This is a genomic window from Sphingobacterium daejeonense (assembly GCF_901472535.1).
Classification (GTDB): Bacteria; Bacteroidota; Bacteroidia; order Sphingobacteriales; family Sphingobacteriaceae; genus Sphingobacterium; species Sphingobacterium daejeonense.
In genome coordinates this window covers 3,759,030-3,775,646 of the sequence record NZ_LR590470.1, presented here as the reverse complement: position 1 = coordinate 3,775,646, position 16,617 = coordinate 3,759,030, and the positions used below count along the sequence as shown (strand labels likewise).

Genomic DNA, 16,617 nt, shown 5'->3' with positions numbered 1-16,617 from the left:
ACATAACACTTTGGCACAAGCGTACGAACAAGCAGAGTCTTTCAATAAAGCAGGTGTCGAATCTGTAAGAGTGATTCCAAGTAATTTGGCGCATAACAAAAAGAAGGTGATTTGGGATTCCTATGAAACAAAAGAACAAGCAGATTCAGCATTGAGAATTGTAAGAAAACAATATGTCGCAGATGCATGGAGTCAAAAAATTAAATAAGTAAATCAATCAAACAGCAAAAAATACGTTATTAAACTATGTCGTTAGTACAAAACCCTGGAATCGTTGATACATTGAATCAAGCGGTACAACAACCAGTAGCATTAGCTACTCCTACAGATGATCTTAATCTTTTAGAACTCCTAATGAAGGGTGGATGGATTATGATTCCGATCCTATTATTATTCTTCCTAGGATTGGTTATCTTTTTCGAACGTTATATTACTATTCGTAAAGCAAGTAGATCCGAAGGTGGATTATTGGCACAGGTGAAAAGTAACGTTTTGTCTGGAAAAATTGATGCAGCAATGGCTGCATGTCGTTCCAACAATTCAGCATTGTCAAGAATGTTACAAAAAGGGTTGACACGTGTTGGACGCCCAATTAAAGATATTGAAGGTGCTATTGAAAATCAAGGTAAACTAGAGGTTTCTAGACTTGAGAAAAAACATCAATATCTTAGGTATTATCGCAGGTATTGCTCCAATGCTTGGTTTCGTTGGTACAATCTTCGGGGTAATCCAGATTTTCCGTGATGTAGAGATGGCTGGCGGTATCGATATCGGTTCCGTATCTGGTGGTCTTTACGTTAAGATGATTGCTTCTGCATCTGGTCTTACAATTGGTATCTTGGCATATATCGGATACCATATTTTGAACATGATGGTTGAGCGCTTGATTTTGCGCATCGAAACTGACGCAATCGAATTTATCGATTTATTGGATGAGCCTAGCATGTAAGCTAAGCATCCTAATCTTTAAAATAACTTAACATGAATTTACGTAATAGAAGAAATAAACCCGCTGCAGAAGTACATACAGCTGCCTTGAATGATATCATGTTTTTCTTGATGTTGTTCTTCCTGTTGGCTTCCGCAGTATCAAATCCACAAGTGGTAAAATTACTTTTACCTAAATCAAGTGCTGGAGAACAGTCAGTGGCTAAAAAGACAATGACAATCTCTATTACTAGCGATTTAGTATATCATGTGGATAAACAAGCAATGCCTCTAGAAAACCTGGAATCTTATATTCAATCGAATATGGCGACTGGGGGAAGAACTAACGGTTATGCTTTATGCTGACAGTACTGTGCCTATCCAAAAATGTGATTTCCGTTATGGACATCGCAAACAAATTGAAGGTGAAAATGGTGTTGGCAACAGAACCTAAAAAGGATTAATAAATTAATATTAAACGTTTTAGGCTTTCGTAGGTCGAAATAGAAGTGATAAGGAAAAATGTACTACAATCAATTTTCAAGAAGAAAATAATTTACCTAAGGCATTAGGGATTTCAACATTGGTAATGGCTGCGTTAGGAGTCATTGGCTTCTTTATTGTATTTGGTCAAAATCTTCCAGAATATGGTATGGGTGGTATCATCGTGAATTACGGTACATCACCTGAAGGTATGGGCGAAGATTACATGAGTGTGGATGAACCGTCCCATGGACGAAAATGCCAACAATGTAAGACCCGATAAAATTGATCCGAATTCTACACCTATTCCTACACCTTCACAGCAAGTTGCTGATAAAGCTGTAGCTACCCAGGATGTGGAAGAAGCTCCTGTTGTTGCTAAAACTGAAAAACCTGTTAAGGCAAATGCTGAACAGTCAACAGCAGAGAAAAAAGATGCAACCCCTGCAGTGAACCCAAATGCTTTGTATAAAGGCAAAAAGAATAATGCACAAGGAACTGGTGATGGGACAGGATCAACTCCTGGAAATCAAGGTTCTAAGTTAGGGGATCCGTTGGCAAGTAACTATGGCGATGGTGGATCTGGTTTCGGGAACGCTATGTTGTCCCTGGAAACAGAAGATTCACTGTGCACCTAAAATCGATGACAACGGACAACAAACCGGTATCGTGAAGATAGAGTTTACAGTGGATAAAAGTGGTAATATCACAAGAGCTAGACAAGCTAAAGGAACAACAATCGCTGACTACAGACTGATAGAAAAATGTATCAGCGCAGTTCAACGAGCTCGTTTGAACGAATTACCTAATGCTCCTCAGACCCAAACCGGTCTTATTACTTTCAGATTTAGAGTAAGATAATTCTAATTATATGAAAACATTTACAGAGGTAATCGAGTATTTATTTGCTCGATTACCTATGTTTACGCGTGATGGTGCTTCTGCAATCAATCCCGATGTAGATAAAACTCTTCTATTATGCCAAGCTCTTGGCAACCCTCAAAATAAATTCAAATCAATCCATATTGCCGGAACCAATGGCAAAGGATCAACTTCACATATGCTAGCCTCTGTCCTGGCTAAAGCTGGATACAAAACAGGACTATACACTTCACCACACCTTGTAGATTTTAGAGAACGAATTCGTGTAGACGGTGAAATGATTGAACAACAAACCGTAGTTGATTTTGTCAATAATCATAGGAAATTAATTGAAGAAATTCAGCCGTCCTTCTTTGAGGTAACCGTGGCTATGGCCTTTGATTACTTTGCGAAAGTAAACGTTGATATTGCTGTTATTGAAGTTGGATTGGGCGGTAGATTAGATAGCACAAATATTATTTCCCCTGAATTATGCGTCATTACAAATATTGGAATGGACCATATGAATATACTGGGAGATACCCTTGAACAAATTGCAGGAGAGAAGGCAGGGATTATAAAACCCAATACTCCAGTTGTAATTTCAGAACGACAAAACGAAATTCAACAGGTCTTTATCCAAAAAGCTAAAGAAGGAAATAGCCCATTGTTTTTTTGCCGACGATTATTACGAAGTTAAACAGGCTGAGAAAAAGCAACAAGGGATAGAAATAACAGTTGAATCAAAAAAATTAAACCAAAATCAAACCTGGCATCTAGACCTAAATGGATCCTATCAAAAGAAGAACATTTTGGGTGTATTAACAGCAATCGATCAATTGAGAGATTTAGGATTTAACATTGTAAATGAATCTGTAAAATCTGGCTTAGCTGACGTACAAGAATCAACTGGACTTAGAGGAAGATGGCAAACTTTATCAACCGATCCATGGATTATCTGCGATACAGGTCATAATGAAGATGGAATAAAAGCTGTCATTCAAAACTTGACTACTTTGAATTTTAATAGTCTGCATTTTATTATTGGAGCAATGAGAGATAAGGACCTGAGTCATATCTTGCCATTATTGCCAAAACATGCAACATATTATTTCTCGGCACCCGCAATGCCTCGTGCTATGAAAGCTGAAGAATTAGCTAATATGGCACATTCTTTTGAATTGAAGGGCAATGCTTACCCAACTATCGAAGAAGCTTTTAAAGCAGCTAATAAAGCTTATAAAGAAAATGATTTGATATTTATTGGAGGCAGTACCTTTGTGGTAGCTGAAGTATTAACTAATCATTTTTAGTTAGCTCTCCTCTTAAACTCTGCTGTACCCAATGCGCAACATCTTCTTGGCCTTCTAATTCGCCTTGAAGGTACATAAGCTTGGTTACAGCGGTTTCGAATGTCATGTCATAGCCATTCAGAACTCCGATAGATTTAAGCCCCTGTGAGGTCTCATAACGACCCAGTTCTACAGAGCCCACCTTACATTGAGAAATATCAAGGATATTCTTGCCAGATTTAATCGCATTCTCCAATAATTCTAAAAACCAAGAGTCAGTCATTGTATTTCCACTTCCGAAAGTTTCCATAACAATACTTCTAACGTTTGAATTGAGAACGGCTTCAATAGTATCTTTGCTTATACCCGGGAAGAGTTTTAACACACCTACGCGGTTATCAATATGATAATGACATATAAATTCTTGACCAGCATTATTTACCAATACCTCATCATTGTATCGGATATGAATTCCGGCCTCCGCCAATACAGGGAAGTTTGGAGAACGGAATGCCTCAAATTTGTCTGAGTTATATTTAAAAGATCTGTTACCGCGAAATAACTTATTGTCAAACAAGATACAAACCTCTTGTATGATAGAGATTCCATCTCTTTTGGCAGAAGCAATCTCAAGTGCAGTCATCAGGTTCTCTCTAGCATCTGTTCTAATTTCTCCTATTGGTAATTGCGATCCAGAGAAGATTATCGGTTTTTGCAATCCCTCTAACAAGAAACTCAACATAGAAGCAGAAAAAGCCATGGTGTCTGACCCGTGAAGAATTACAAAACCATCATATAATTCGTAGTTGTCTCTAATTATTTTAGCCATTTCCAACCAAATGCTGGGACGCATATTAGATGAATCAATAATGGGGTCAAATGAATGTACAGTAAGTTTATAGTTTAAACGACTTAAATCAGGTAGGTTCTTTTCAATCAATTCGAAATCAAAAGGAATAAAGGTTCCTGTTTCTGAATCTTGAACCATACCAATGGTACCGCCAGTATAAATAATAAAAATATTGTGCATCTATTAGATTTTAAATACGTTTTTAGAATTATTAGTTGTTATTTCTGCTACTTTATCTATTCCTGTCTCATGGATATCGGCAAGTTTTTGCGCAATATGAATGAGGTAGCTGCTTTCATTTTCTTTTCCTCTGAATGGAACCGGAGCCAAGTAGGGGGCATCTGTTTCAAGAACAATATGTTCAAGGTCGATTTCTTTTACAACAGCATCAAGGCCAGACTTTTTATACGTCAATACTCCCCCAATGCCTAATTTAAATCCCAGTTTAATAGCTCTATGGGCTTGTTCCAACGTACCCGTGAAACAGTGGAAGATACCAAATAGGTGCTCATCAGCATGGGCATCCAACACCTCAAAAACCTCATCAAAAGCTTCTCTACAATGAATGGAAACCGGTAACCCTAGATCCTTTGCCCAGTTGATCTGTTGTGCAAAAGCATCCTGCTGAATAGCTAATGTGCTTTTGTCCCAATAAAGGTCAATTCCAATTTCTCCAATAGCGTAGATTGTTGATTGTTGAATCTTGCTATAGATTTGATCCAATTGATCCTGATAATTTTCTTTGACATCGCAAGGATGAAGTCCTAACATCGGGAAACAATGATTAGGATAGGCTTTGACATTTTCAAAAACCTTCTCCATAGAGTCTACATCTACATTTGGCAAGAATAATCGTGTAATTCCATTTTGGAAACAACGCTCCATCTGTTCCTTCAGAACAGGGGTACCTGCTTGGTAGTATATATGCGTATGAGTGTCGGTTAAAGTCTGATTTTTTAAATCAATTTGCTCTGTCATTGAGCCAAAGTTAACATATTGTCAGATAATATGTTTCTATGGAATGAAAAAACGCAGTTCTCATAATGAAAACTGCGTTTTTTTATAAATTTTGTAATATAAATCCTGATTAGTTAGCAGGAGGAGTTACTGGAGTTCCTGTTGGAGCTACTACCTGAGGTGTATCACCTTTAGGACCAGCGATAATATCCAATACTTCAACGTCGAATACCAACGGAGCATATGGAGGAATCTCATTACTTTGCTGACGTTCACCATATCCTAATGATGAAGGAATAATCAAAGTAGCTTTTCCACCTTTTTTCAATAATTGAAGTCCTTCAGTCCATCCTGGAATTACTGGTGTGTGACCAATACGAACACGTAATGGCTCATAAGGTCTCATAGGATTGAATTTGCCTTCTTTCTTAGCTAATTCTGGATCGTTCGTGTCAAATAACTTTTCGTTTGTTAATTTACCAGTATAGTTCAATACTACTGTATCTCCAACAACTGGATTAGCACCTGAACCTTCTTCTTTGATTACGTATTGTAATCCAGTAGCAGTTTTCTTAGGTTGTAGTTTGTTAGACTCAACAAATTTAGCAATCTTACCTTCTTCAGCTTTTTTCAAACCTTCCATTTGAGCTAGGTAATATTGATTAACTTGTTCAAACAATGCTGAATCTGTTAAGCTACCTTTTTTGAAAAGTTTCTTAACCTTAATAGTAAACTGAATGTATTTATCAGCAAAATCTGGCTTAGGTTGACCAGTTCTAGCTGCCATAGTATCCAAATTCAATTTGAAAGTTGCGCTATCTCCTTCACCTAACATTTTCAAGATTGTGTTGTTGTCACCTGGGTAACCACCTTGAACCAATGAATCTGGAATCACAGGTGCAATTTGAGGTAATCCAAGGTCATATGTACTTGCTAATAAAGAGTCGCGGTCTGTTTTAACAACAATATCCATAGCTAGAACATCTCCTCCAACAGCTTTCTCGCCGCCTTTATCTTCGAAGAATTTATATTCTAGGCCACCTTCACCTTTTTTGAAACTTTGGCATGATGCAAGCATAAGGCCCGCTAATGCTGTTAATACTAAAATTGATTTTTTCATTTTTTTATTTATAACGCTTATTATATTCTATGTTAAATAATTCTTGTACTCAGGAAGAATAGATTTAAACCTTGAAACTACGGTGTCTAAATCCTCAGTGGAATTACCACCAGCAGCATTTAAATGCCCTCCTCCATTGAAATATTTCTTGCAGATCTCGTTGCAAGGAATTTCTCCAATCGACCGCAAAGATAATTTAATTAATTCAGTTCTATCAACAAATAGTCCCGCTAGTCGGATACCTTTTATGGATAGTGCATAATTTACTAATCCTTCGGTATCTCCAGTTGTAACATTGAACTTTGCCAAGTCTTCCTTTGTCAAGGAAAATAAAGCAGTATTGTATTCCGGAATAACCTCTAAACAATTCAATAAGCAATAGCCTAAGAACTTTAAACGGTTTTCTGTAGCACTATTGTATATATTTTCGTGGATTTCCCAATTACGGGCTCCAGCATCAATCAGGTTTGCGATGATGTGGTGAACGGCAGAAGTAGTCGAACGAAATCTAAATGATCCGGTATCAGTCATGATCCCGGCATATAAACAGGAAGCAATTTCTGGAGTTATCGAATCTTTATCTTGATAAACATCGGCTATAAAGGTATAAACCAATTGTGCTGTTGCAGCAGCACTAGAATCCCAATATTCAACCGCAGCAAAATCCTCAGGATCCAAATGATGATCTATCATCCATTTTTGTCCTTTTGCCTCACGAATGACAGGTTCTAGTATATTGGTCCGTGAAAGAGCACTGTAATCCAAACAAAAGATAATGTCTGCCTCTGCAAATAAATTATGTGATAATTCTGTCTCAGTAGGATAGTATATTAAGTCATCAAATCCCGGCATCCAATCTAAAAAGGTAGGAAAATCAGAAGATAATACTACATGAACATCATGACCCTTACCTTTTAGCCAATGGTAAAGTCCTAATGATGAACCTAATGCATCGCCATCAGGTTTATGATGAGTAGTGATGATAATCTTTTTAGGTCTGGAAAGTGCTTCTAAATATTCTTCTCCTTGTAACATACTTATTTTGTGAATGCAAACCTAATGAAAAAAAGTCTGCAAATAAAAAAATTTAAGTCTTTAAGTAAATCTTTTATAAATTTTTTTAATGTGTGAATCGATTGAATATTAAACTGTTAATGAGGAAAAGCATAGATTTTGAAATCTCTTTTTGTTGTCAACAAATAATTCCCTGAGTTATAGTTGATTTTGCCATAATAAAACAATGGTAAACCCTCCACAGGAAATCCATCCGCTAAGCTACCATTCTCTGCAAATAGATAAACAAGGTTCTCCTCATCAGCAATACCTAATTGGAACATGCTGCTGGAAATAGGGAAGAATAAAGGCTCTGCATCTATTTCTTTGGTGAAGGTATAATCAAATATCTGCCTAGGATTATCTCCTAATTCGAAAACTTGAAGGTAAGAGCCGTCAATGATTATCATTTCAGGAGAAGTAGTGCCATTTATGTTTTTGAAATAAACAGAATAACCTTTCTTCCATTGATTTTCCATAACAACCTTATTGGAACCATCAGATTTTATCTGATGTACTTTACCATCACTATCTGTGCAATAAAAAATGTATTCATTGTCTTTACTAGTAACAGCTAATGGACTAACAAAACTTACATCTCCTTCAATGTCTATTTCTTTAGTCTTGTTCCCTTGTTGGTCAAAGAAATAAACCCTTCCATAACTCGTAGCGACTACAGCTTGATTGTCAACAAATACGATGTTACCTAAAATATCCCCTTCAACTGTTGAATTATCCCAACCACTCATAGGTCCACCTTCCATATCATAAGCCATAATACGGTTCTTGGAAGGAATCAATATCACCTGTTGACCATTCCAGTCTACAACTTCAGGATTTGATGTAGGTTCTGCTGAAACACTGGTCGAAAATCCTTGCAATGTTTTGCCACTGCTGTCAAAACGATAAAGCCTCCGACGGTCCGTTACCAATAATAGACTACGATCCGGCAATTGCTTAACATCACCAATTATTCGCCCTGCAAACAAGGTAGACCACAACTTAGTTCCTGAAGGATGGATGGCATGCACAGTATGGTCTTGTTCCTGAACAAGAATAAACTGAGAAGTATCAGATTGCTCAAAAACATAAGGACCTTTGATCAGTCTGCTTCCCATACTATAGGTCCATGAAGGGGTAACTCCAAGTCTGTTCTTGCTTTTGTAAATACCATAGAACCTACTTAAAAAGTTTCCAGCATTGCCTGAAAGCTGTAAAGACCATGAATAAAAATCCTGATATCCATATTCCTCATCTTCTCTGAACTTCTTACGATAATCAGAATTTAATGTATTGTTTATAAAATTGTTTGCATTCTTAGTGTTGATAAAGAACGTGACATTGGCTTCATTGCCTTGGATTTGCTCATAGTTTTTAAAACCTAAACTTGCTATCAAGAAATCTTTGTTCCTCCATTTTCTTTTGTATTCTTGAATGGTTGACAATTGATTTGCCATGACCAACATATCATTGATTTTAACAAAATATGGCCTTGAAAAAGCTTTTAAGCCTTCGCCAAAGAAACGATATGGAATATTAGCGTATCGGAAACGATAAGTACTGTCACTTAAATTTTCGGCAATATCATCAATAATTGAGTCAAGCCTACTGCTGTCCTGGATGGTAATAAAACCTATATAATCGGAGTTGCTTTGTTCTGCAACCGCAAAATCTCCAGCTAGTACGGATTGGAAGTCACTTAATAAACCTTCCTTGCTTTTGTTGATTTCTTGAGACTGTCCTTGTAGCTGTTTATAATTATCTTGTTTAGATTGCCATAATGTTAAATCCTCGAACCATGATTTAGAATCACTAAAAGAATATTCCACATACATCATGGTCGTTGAAGGAAAGTAATTGTATAGCTTTTGTGTGGTTTTGCTCTGATTAGCAAAAAGAGCTATATATTCCTTGTCTTTACCTTCCGCTAAATGGCTTTCTCCGGTTAACATCAATGCATCTTGTTTAAAATTGATGTTCCAAACTGTCTCTCCCTTTAAGTTTACAAATTGTCGTAAAAAATCTCCAGGTTTATTCTGTTTAAATACTGAAATAAATGCCGGGATATTCTGTTGAGGGATATATACGGTGAAAGGAGCATTTCTGTTGTTATGTTCGTTGAAAAAAGTAACCTGATTTTCTTTTAACTTTTCAATCTTTTTATCCGTAACTTTTACCAATAACCCCTTGTTTAAACTAGAAAAGAAAATATTATCCTGATAGGTGACATAAAACAAGGAGTCCAACGGTTTGTCATCTTTAAAAGTAGTATCCCTTTCAAGATTCGCAAATTGATAAATTCTAATTCCTGCTGTATCCTGCGTACTGACTTTATACTTCTTGCTCAAGGTCAGAAAGGTTTGATCTAAAACCGCTTGGTCTACCTTTTCTGAACTATGGATACTGAATAATGTACTTATCCCATTTTTTTCGGGATGAAAAGACATCAATATTTCTGCACCGCCAACCAGTGGTGATAATGCTTTGTTACGAAGTAAGTTTTGTTTGAGCTGCTTCAATTGATGCATAGCATGTTTGCCAAGCATCGCTTCAAAAATTTCAAAATCTTTAAAGATATTGTCGGTCGTTGCGTCATTCAAAAACGATGCAACTAAATAGGTATCCTCAGGTAAATGCTGTACTGGACCTACATATTCCTTTTGTTCCTTGTTTAAATCCCCAAAGTAAAACACCGACGCTACAACCACCGCAATAAATAGAAGGACTGAAACAATTATTGTATTTCTCATGAACGAAAAGTATTCCTTTTGTTTGTTTTAATGTTGAATATAGACAAATTTGCAAAAATAGGAGTGCTTTTTAAGAAGTTATTTTATACATTTATAAACGAAATTTCATAAGCGATTATTTTAGCTTTTTTTTATGAACAAACAAATTATCCTAACTGCTTCTTTTTTTGGCCTGTTAGCTGTAATACTTGGTGCATTCGGTGCTCATGGTTTAGAAGGAAAAATTTCCGACAAACAACTGGAAACATGGGGAACCGCAAACCAATATCATTTTTACCACACACTTGCTCTTTTATTCCTTTCAACATTTTCAAGAGCAAAAAGTCAATCCATTAAAGTTTCCTATATCATGTTCACGATAGGGATTATTCTTTTCTCAGGATCTTTATACCTATTAAGTACCCGTAACCTCTTAGGAATCGAAAATATTTCAATCATCGGCCCAGTAACACCACTCGGTGGTGTATGTTTTATGGTCGGCTGGATCGCGTTGTTTATCGCTGCAATGAAGAATAGAGCGTAAAGAGATATGGGATATGAGATATGAGTATTGTGATATTAAATCTCATAAATAAGATTAAGACAGATTTATAAAAATAATACTGGTAAAAGATTCCATCGAATATTCGATGGAATCTTTTTTATTAGCGCATGATATCTCACATCTCATATCTCATATCTCACATCCCAAATCTAAACCTTATCTTTGCCCTATGTCTCAACTGGATTTAACTGCTCCAAATCGCACTACTTATTTTGTAGAGGTCATCTTGCCTTTGGCGATTGCTAAATCTTATACATATAGAGTTCCATTTGACCTGAGTGACAAGATAGCGGTAGGTTGTAGGGTAATCGTTCAGTTTGGTAAGAACAAAATATATTCTGCTATCGTAAAGAACATTACGACCGAAGCTCCCTTACAATACGAAGCTAAATACATATTGGATGTAGTCGATAATGAACCCATTGTCAATCATATTCAATTACAGATGTGGGATTGGATAGCTGAATACTATATGTGTTACGTTGGAGATGTCATGCAAGCAGCCTTGCCTGCAGCATTAAAGATGGCTTCTGAAACCAAAATTATGGCATCGGATGACCCAAGTCTTGACCGATCCATAGTATCCGACAAAGGATACATGATTTTAGAAGCATTAGACCTCGCCGGTGAATTGACCGTTAACGATGTTATCAAAATATTAGGGCAAAAAACAGTATTCCCACTATTAAGAAGTCTTTTTGAACACGGTTTTATTTTAATATCTGAAGAAATAAAACAAAAATATAAACCTAAGACTAAATCTTTTCTGCGATTGGCCTCGGAATTTAACGATCCAGATGGCAGAAGAGAATTATTGGACAGCCTCAATCGTGCTCCAAAGCAACAAGATGCAGTGATAGCTTTCCTACAGCTGTTGAAGTCCAAGAATGATATCAGCAGACAGGAGGTTATGGAAGCTTCAGGAAGTGGGGCAGGGGCAATTACGGGTTTGATCGAAAAAGGTGTATTTACCGTTGAAGAGAAAGTAGTCAGTAGGTTCGAAGGGACTGATGTGTTGTTATCTCCTGATTTCAATTTCAGCCAAGCACAGCAAAATGCCTTTCAACAGATCGAAGAGTCCTTTCAAGAAAAAGATGTTGTCCTCTTACACGGAGTTACTGCTTCCGGAAAAACTCAAATTTATATCCGCCTAATTGAAGAGGTATTGAGAAAGGGCAAGAATGCCCTCTACCTCTTGCCAGAAATTGCTTTGACCGCCCAGATTACCGAGCGACTTAAACTCCATTTTGGTGATGAGTTAGGTGTATATCACTCAAAATTCAATGATAATGAACGTGCCGAAGTATGGCATAAAGTAAACAAAGGTGAATTTAAGGTGGTTATAGGAGCCAGGTCTTCCGTATTCCTACCTTTTAATGATCTTGGTCTTATCATAGTAGATGAGGAGCATGAAAATTCTTATAAACAGTATGATCCTGCTCCAAGATATCATGCACGGGATACAGCGATTTACCTTGCGCAGCAGCATCAAGCCAAAGTTTTGTTAGGTTCCGCCACACCTTCTGTTGAAAGTTATTACAATGCAAAAGCTGGGAAATACGGCCTAATTGAATTGACGGAAAGATTTGGTGAAGCTAAATTGCCAGCAATTGAAATCGTAGATATTACTGAAGCATCCAGAAAGGAAGAAATGTTCTCCTACTTCAGCGCAAAATTGCTGCAAGCCATCGACGAAACCGTTAAAAGGAAAGAACAGGTAATATTGTTTCAGAACCGTCGTGGCCATACACCATTCCTTCAATGTGGAACATGCGGGTATGTCGCAAAATGTATTAACTGCGACGTCAGCTTGACTTATCACAAATCCAGTAATTTAATGCATTGTCACTATTGCGGATTTTCAGAAGAATTGGTGCAGACCTGTCCCGCTTGTGGATTGCCAAATATGCAGAGCAAGGGTTTTGGTACTGAAAGGGTAGAAGAGGAGTTAGAAATTCAATTGCCTGAACTAAGGATCGGAAGGCTAGACTTAGATTCTACTAAAGGAAAATATGGTTTCGACAGAGTGATTTCTGCATTCGACAACCAAGAGTTTGATGTGCTTATCGGTACTCAAATGATTACAAAAGGTCTTGATTTCGGCAACGTGACGTTAATAGGAATTATCAATGCCGATGGCATGATCAATTTTCCTGATTTCAGAGCCTACGAAAGAGCATTTTCATTGTTCTCACAAGTATCAGGTAGAGCAGGACGCAGACAGAATGAAGGAAAAGTTATCATACAAACAAATACCCCAAATCATAGAATTCTCGAACAAGTAACAAATCATGATTATCAGGAGATGTTTATGTCCGAAATTACGGAAAGAAAGAACTATTTATACCCCCCTTTTTATCGCTTAATAAAGCTAGATGTCAAGCATAGTAACCAGGATTTGGTCCATGATGCTGCCAAAAGACTTGCGTCCCTTTTAAAACAGCAATTAGCCGAGAGGGTATTAGGCCCTGAACCTCCATTGGTATCAAGAGTGAGAAATAATTTCATCCAAACGATTACTTTGAAAATCGAAAGAAAGAATATCTCCATCGTAAAGGTTAAGGAATTAATCAAACAAGCATTACTACATTTTGAACTTGACAAAAAGAATAAAGGAGTACGAGTTCAGATTGATGTAGACCCGTATTAATTCTAACTAAACCTTGCCCAAATAAATGCTATTAGTGCTTTTGGAACTCCCATCGTTCGATAAAAAAGCAATATAGACATGATAGACAGCAGTTTCTGTTGGTTTAATAAAATGGATACTATGTTTGAGCTCATCGAGTAGACTCCCATTGACAACCCCAAAAACTTGATTTTCTGGATTCTCAGGATAAGCTAAAATCATGCACCTATATTTCCATAAATTTTGTTTTTCAACATGATCAATATTTAGTTGCCAATCGATGATCATCTTACCTTTACTAACGATCAAGGTATATCCAATGATGGGATTTTCAATTCCTCTGCTTATAGAAAAACTTGACCAGTCGATTTCGAAATTACTGTCTTTTTCGATAATGGCGTGCTTGAGATTATAAGACATAGCAGAATTATGACTGGTCCATTCCTTGTTAAAGTTTTTGAATCCTTGTCTGATATAAGGTAGAATCTGTGATAGCATCAATTGAAGTTTCTTGAATTTTGAATTGGCTTTTACCTGCAGCCGGGACCTTTTAAGATTTCTAACATCAGGGCGAGAACGTACATACGGAATCCCTTTCCAATTACAATAAACTAAATTTCCAACCATACCTGTAAATGATTGTACCTTTCCATTTTTTGCTGTAGCCATAAATTAAACTGCTGTTTTGATAAATATAATAAATGACTGAATCTAAAACAATTAATATTTAAATTAATTTCTTTTAAGGAAAAACATTCTATAGTTTTGTTTGAATTTATTATTAATCAATAAAAAGCGCTTTGATATTAACCTGTCCACCTAGCCCAAGCCATCAATAATCTGGAAATTTATAACCTCGAGGTCGGAATGCTCATAAACTTTGGCGGCAAAAGCTTACAATATAGACGTCTGATTAATAGGAATATAACCCATGATAGACTATTTTAATCCTGTTAATCCTGTTAATCCTGTTAATCCTGCTAATCCTGCTAATCCTGCTAATCCTGCAAATCCTGTTAATCCTGTTAATCCTGTTTATTAACGTACTTTCGACACCTTATACGGTTTTCTAACAGCTTTCTTTGCTGCTTCTTTCACAATTTTCGCCTGTTTCTCGGTCACTTTATCAGGTCTATAGTCCGTTTTTGTCGGATCAAGGTCAAACAATTTCGCGTACCAAGTCAGTGCAGCTGCAAACCGGCCATAGTCAAGGTTCAAGTGGTAGCCGTCCCTGGTAAAAGTATCTCCTAACGAACTAGTTCTTGCATTTTGGATAGTGGTACCGTCAGGCACAATAAAAGCATAGTCACCAGTTTTTTCCAATCTAGAGGTCACGCTCATGATGCTATCGTACATGTTTTTCTGGCTATTGTCATAGTTTGTAAAGCCTTCGTGTTTCGAGTCTTGTTGGTATGCCCAAGTTTGATGGTACACCAATCTGGTATCAGGGTGAACATGAGCAAATACATAAGTCCACAGGTCTCCCAGGGATTGCATGATAACATTATATTTCCCTGAAAGAGGACTAGCTTGCTGTAAGCTTACATAATCCCAGTTATCATCTGCTAATGCATCTTCGATGCTAACTTGCTCGGTTGTTTTTTTGACGCCATCAAGGTTAATTTTCCTATAGCTGTATGCTTTTAAGTTGTTATGCGCATTCTTTAGGTGCAGTTCTAATGGTGCGCCACCAATGTATAGATTGCCGATAACAATTTTTTTTGCCTGCTGCGGTAGAAAGTTCATATAAGTAGTTCTCCAGCGCATCTTCGGAGAAGCTATTGCCAATGGCCAATACTTTTATGATGTCGTCATCCTTGGGCGAAGTTTCCTGTGCAAGGACCAACTGAAATGGCAATAGTAAGAATAACAGGTAAATAGATAATTTCTTCATTTTATCATTCATTTTGGGTTATTGTGGAAATAGATTTTCCATCAATTCTGATACCTATAAATGTACAAAAAATAAAGGATAGGGATAATTTCTTTCTGAAAAATCAGAACCATTCTGACCTTGAATGTTTTGCATTTAAACCATAAAAATATCGTAAAATAAGGCTAATTTTGAAGAATATGGCTTATAAGTTTATTGACAATTATCGGGAGCAAGGCGCAAGGAAGCAATTAGTGAAGCACTTGGAGAAACGTGGGATTGAGGACAAGAATGTGCTGAGAGCAATTGCCAAGGTGCCACGCCATTATTTCTTCGATGAGACTTTCTGGAATCAAGCTTACCGTGATATAGCATTCCCAATCGGGGATGGTCAAACTATTTCCCAGCCATATACAGTTGCTTACCAGAGTCAATTACTGCATATCAAGAAAGGGGATAAGGTCCTCGAAATTGGTACAGGATCAGGATACCAAAACCTGCATCCTCATGGAACTTGGTGCAGACGTTTACACTATAGAAAGACAAGAAAACCTCTACCATAGAACAATCCAAGTATTGCCCTATATGGGGTATAAGCCCAATTTTTTCCTAGGAGATGGTTCCAAAGGTATTCCCGAAAAAGCACCTTACGATAAAATTATCGTTACTGCTGGAGCGCCTTTCGTACCAGAGAAAATGCTCAAGCAACTTCGACTTGGAGGACTGATGGTCATCCCGGTCGGTGATGAGAAATTCCAAAAAATGGTAACTCTACTGCGCGTCGGAGAAAATGACTTCGAAAGAATCGAACTCGATACCTTCAGATTTGTACCTCTAGTAGGTGATCAAGCGTGGTAAGTTTACAGACTAAGACATTAGACAGTAGACATTAGACAATAGACATACATTAGATTTGTCGGTTTGTTTAGGATTTGATGGATTTTGAATAATTGCTTGACAGCTCTCTATTTTCAATCCTTTTTCGATAATACCCTTTCCCAAGTAGCAATTTTACTATTTCTAATGTCTTGTGTCTTATGTCTTTTGTCTATCTTAGCACCATGAGTGCAGAATTTTACCAAAGCAATGTCGATAGGACGAAAGAACAGATCAAACTTCTAGATAAACAGATTAATCAGAATGCCTTTTTGAGGCTGGGGTTAATGATATTTGGGAGGAATTGGTATTTGGCAATTATTTGGTCTCAACAATATTTTTTTGGTTTTAGGGGCATTTCTATTTGTTATATTTCTGTTTGCATTTCTCGTGTTTCGTCAA

At 37.0% G+C, this 16,617-nt stretch carries 16 protein-coding genes and 4 pseudogenes; 12 read left to right on the top strand and 8 right to left on the bottom strand.

Annotated elements, in window-relative coordinates:
* The first annotated feature begins 10 nt into the window (after positions 1–10).
* From FGL31_RS18155 to FGL31_RS29245, 8 genes and pseudogenes are all read left to right on the top strand, one after another.
* Positions 11–208 (top strand): hypothetical protein, encoded by a 198-nt coding sequence (locus tag FGL31_RS18155; RefSeq protein WP_138093551.1) that lies wholly within the window; start codon positions 11–13, stop codon positions 206–208.
* Between the two features lie 38 nt (positions 209–246).
* Positions 247–949, top strand: a pseudogene (locus FGL31_RS18150) (MotA/TolQ/ExbB proton channel family protein).
* 32 nt (positions 950–981) lie between these two features.
* Positions 982–1,391 (top strand): annotated as a pseudogene (locus FGL31_RS18145) (ExbD/TolR family protein).
* A gap of 125 nt (positions 1,392–1,516) precedes the next feature.
* On the top strand, positions 1,517–1,693 hold the full coding sequence (locus tag FGL31_RS26525) for a hypothetical protein (protein WP_232046931.1): 177 nt from the start codon (positions 1,517–1,519) through the stop codon (positions 1,691–1,693).
* On the top strand, positions 1,647–2,048 hold the full coding sequence (locus FGL31_RS26520) for a hypothetical protein (protein WP_232046930.1): 402 nt from the start codon (positions 1,647–1,649) through the stop codon (positions 2,046–2,048). The genes FGL31_RS26525 and FGL31_RS26520 overlap by 47 nt, the downstream gene beginning before the upstream one ends.
* 31 nt (positions 2,049–2,079) lie before the next feature.
* The gene (locus FGL31_RS26515; RefSeq protein WP_232046929.1) at positions 2,080–2,271 is read left to right on the top strand and encodes an energy transducer TonB; all 192 of its coding nucleotides are present in this window, start codon (positions 2,080–2,082) and stop codon (positions 2,269–2,271) included.
* 10 nt (positions 2,272–2,281) lie between these two features.
* Entirely contained in the window at positions 2,282–2,971 is a 690-nt protein-coding gene (locus tag FGL31_RS29250) for a bifunctional folylpolyglutamate synthase/dihydrofolate synthase (protein ID WP_317131071.1), read from the top strand.
* A gap of 112 nt (positions 2,972–3,083) precedes the next feature.
* The gene (locus FGL31_RS29245) at positions 3,084–3,584 is read left to right on the top strand and encodes a glutamate ligase domain-containing protein (protein ID WP_317131070.1); all 501 of its coding nucleotides are present in this window, start codon (positions 3,084–3,086) and stop codon (positions 3,582–3,584) included.
* Here the strand turns inward: FGL31_RS29245 and FGL31_RS18130 are convergent.
* The 5 genes from FGL31_RS18130 to FGL31_RS18110 form a co-directional block, all read right to left on the bottom strand.
* A complete protein-coding gene (locus tag FGL31_RS18130) occupies positions 3,571–4,593 on the bottom strand; it encodes an asparaginase (protein WP_138093548.1) in 1,023 nt (340 codons plus the stop codon). The two genes, FGL31_RS29245 and FGL31_RS18130, sit on opposite strands and share 14 nt — an antisense overlap.
* 3 nt (positions 4,594–4,596) lie before the next feature.
* Positions 4,597–5,391, bottom strand: coding sequence for a TatD family hydrolase (locus FGL31_RS18125; RefSeq protein ID WP_138093545.1), 795 nt, complete (start codon positions 5,389–5,391; stop codon positions 4,597–4,599).
* Between the two features lie 109 nt (positions 5,392–5,500).
* Positions 5,501–6,490 (bottom strand): FKBP-type peptidyl-prolyl cis-trans isomerase, encoded by a 990-nt coding sequence (locus FGL31_RS18120; protein ID WP_099370064.1) that lies wholly within the window; start codon positions 6,488–6,490, stop codon positions 5,501–5,503.
* A gap of 27 nt (positions 6,491–6,517) precedes the next feature.
* Positions 6,518–7,525 (bottom strand): DHH family phosphoesterase, encoded by a 1,008-nt coding sequence (locus FGL31_RS18115; RefSeq protein WP_138093542.1) that lies wholly within the window; start codon positions 7,523–7,525, stop codon positions 6,518–6,520.
* Between the two features lie 116 nt (positions 7,526–7,641).
* Entirely contained in the window at positions 7,642–10,293 is a 2,652-nt protein-coding gene (locus FGL31_RS18110) for a PQQ-binding-like beta-propeller repeat protein (RefSeq protein WP_138093539.1), read from the bottom strand.
* Between the two features lie 133 nt (positions 10,294–10,426).
* Between FGL31_RS18110 and FGL31_RS18105 the strand changes: the two genes are divergently transcribed.
* On the top strand, positions 10,427–10,816 hold the full coding sequence (locus tag FGL31_RS18105; protein WP_099370067.1) for a DUF423 domain-containing protein: 390 nt from the start codon (positions 10,427–10,429) through the stop codon (positions 10,814–10,816).
* 190 nt (positions 10,817–11,006) lie between these two features.
* Complete coding sequence (gene priA, locus FGL31_RS18100; protein WP_138093536.1) at positions 11,007–13,487, top strand: replication restart helicase PriA; 2,481 nt, start codon at positions 11,007–11,009, stop codon at positions 13,485–13,487.
* A gap of 6 nt (positions 13,488–13,493) precedes the next feature.
* Here priA and FGL31_RS18095 read toward each other — a convergent pair whose 3' ends face one another.
* Complete coding sequence (locus FGL31_RS18095) at positions 13,494–14,135, bottom strand: DUF6266 family protein (protein ID WP_138093533.1); 642 nt, start codon at positions 14,133–14,135, stop codon at positions 13,494–13,496.
* 156 nt (positions 14,136–14,291) lie between these two features.
* Here FGL31_RS18095 and FGL31_RS30015 point away from each other — a divergent pair.
* Positions 14,292–14,414: pseudogene (locus FGL31_RS30015) on the top strand (hypothetical protein); the annotation flags it as partial.
* 90 nt (positions 14,415–14,504) lie between these two features.
* On the opposite strand, the gene FGL31_RS18085 reads toward FGL31_RS30015, so the two are convergent.
* Positions 14,505–15,212: a DUF4886 domain-containing protein gene (locus FGL31_RS18085; RefSeq protein WP_394366158.1), complete on the bottom strand. Its 708-nt coding sequence runs from the start codon at positions 15,210–15,212 to the stop codon at positions 14,505–14,507.
* Positions 15,118–15,360 (bottom strand): DUF4886 domain-containing protein, encoded by a 243-nt coding sequence (locus FGL31_RS30010; protein ID WP_394366157.1) that lies wholly within the window; start codon positions 15,358–15,360, stop codon positions 15,118–15,120. The genes FGL31_RS18085 and FGL31_RS30010 overlap by 95 nt, the downstream gene beginning before the upstream one ends.
* A gap of 179 nt (positions 15,361–15,539) precedes the next feature.
* On the opposite strand from FGL31_RS30010, the pseudogene FGL31_RS29240 reads away from it, so the two are divergent.
* Positions 15,540–16,197, top strand: a pseudogene (locus tag FGL31_RS29240) (protein-L-isoaspartate(D-aspartate) O-methyltransferase).
* Positions 16,198–16,617 lie beyond the last annotated feature (420 nt).

What these genes read in the sequence shown, in the direction of transcription:
- FGL31_RS26525 (WP_232046931.1), top strand. Translation starts at nt 1,517, where the DNA reads ATGGCTGCGTTAGGAGTCATTGGCTTCTTTATTGTATTTGGTCAAAAT.
- FGL31_RS26520 (WP_232046930.1), top strand. Translation starts at nt 1,647, where the DNA reads ATGAACCGTCCCATGGACGAAAATGCCAACAATGTAAGACCCGATAAA.
- FGL31_RS29250 (WP_317131071.1), top strand. Translation starts at nt 2,282, where the DNA reads ATGAAAACATTTACAGAGGTAATCGAGTATTTATTTGCTCGATTACCT.
- FGL31_RS18130 (WP_138093548.1), bottom strand. Translation starts at nt 4,593, where the DNA reads ATGCACAATATTTTTATTATTTATACTGGCGGTACCATTGGTATGGTT.
- FGL31_RS18125 (WP_138093545.1), bottom strand. Translation starts at nt 5,391, where the DNA reads ATGACAGAGCAAATTGATTTAAAAAATCAGACTTTAACCGACACTCAT.
- FGL31_RS18120 (WP_099370064.1), bottom strand. Translation starts at nt 6,490, where the DNA reads ATGAAAAAATCAATTTTAGTATTAACAGCATTAGCGGGCCTTATGCTT.
- FGL31_RS18115 (WP_138093542.1), bottom strand. Translation starts at nt 7,525, where the DNA reads ATGTTACAAGGAGAAGAATATTTAGAAGCACTTTCCAGACCTAAAAAG.
- FGL31_RS18110 (WP_138093539.1), bottom strand. Translation starts at nt 10,293, where the DNA reads ATGAGAAATACAATAATTGTTTCAGTCCTTCTATTTATTGCGGTGGTT.
- FGL31_RS18105 (WP_099370067.1), top strand. Translation starts at nt 10,427, where the DNA reads ATGAACAAACAAATTATCCTAACTGCTTCTTTTTTTGGCCTGTTAGCT.
- priA (WP_138093536.1), top strand. Translation starts at nt 11,007, where the DNA reads ATGTCTCAACTGGATTTAACTGCTCCAAATCGCACTACTTATTTTGTA.
- FGL31_RS18095 (WP_138093533.1), bottom strand. Translation starts at nt 14,135, where the DNA reads ATGGCTACAGCAAAAAATGGAAAGGTACAATCATTTACAGGTATGGTT.
- FGL31_RS18085 (WP_394366158.1), bottom strand. Translation starts at nt 15,212, where the DNA reads ATGAACTTTCTACCGCAGCAGGCAAAAAAAATTGTTATCGGCAATCTA.
- FGL31_RS30010 (WP_394366157.1), bottom strand. Translation starts at nt 15,360, where the DNA reads ATGAAGAAATTATCTATTTACCTGTTATTCTTACTATTGCCATTTCAG.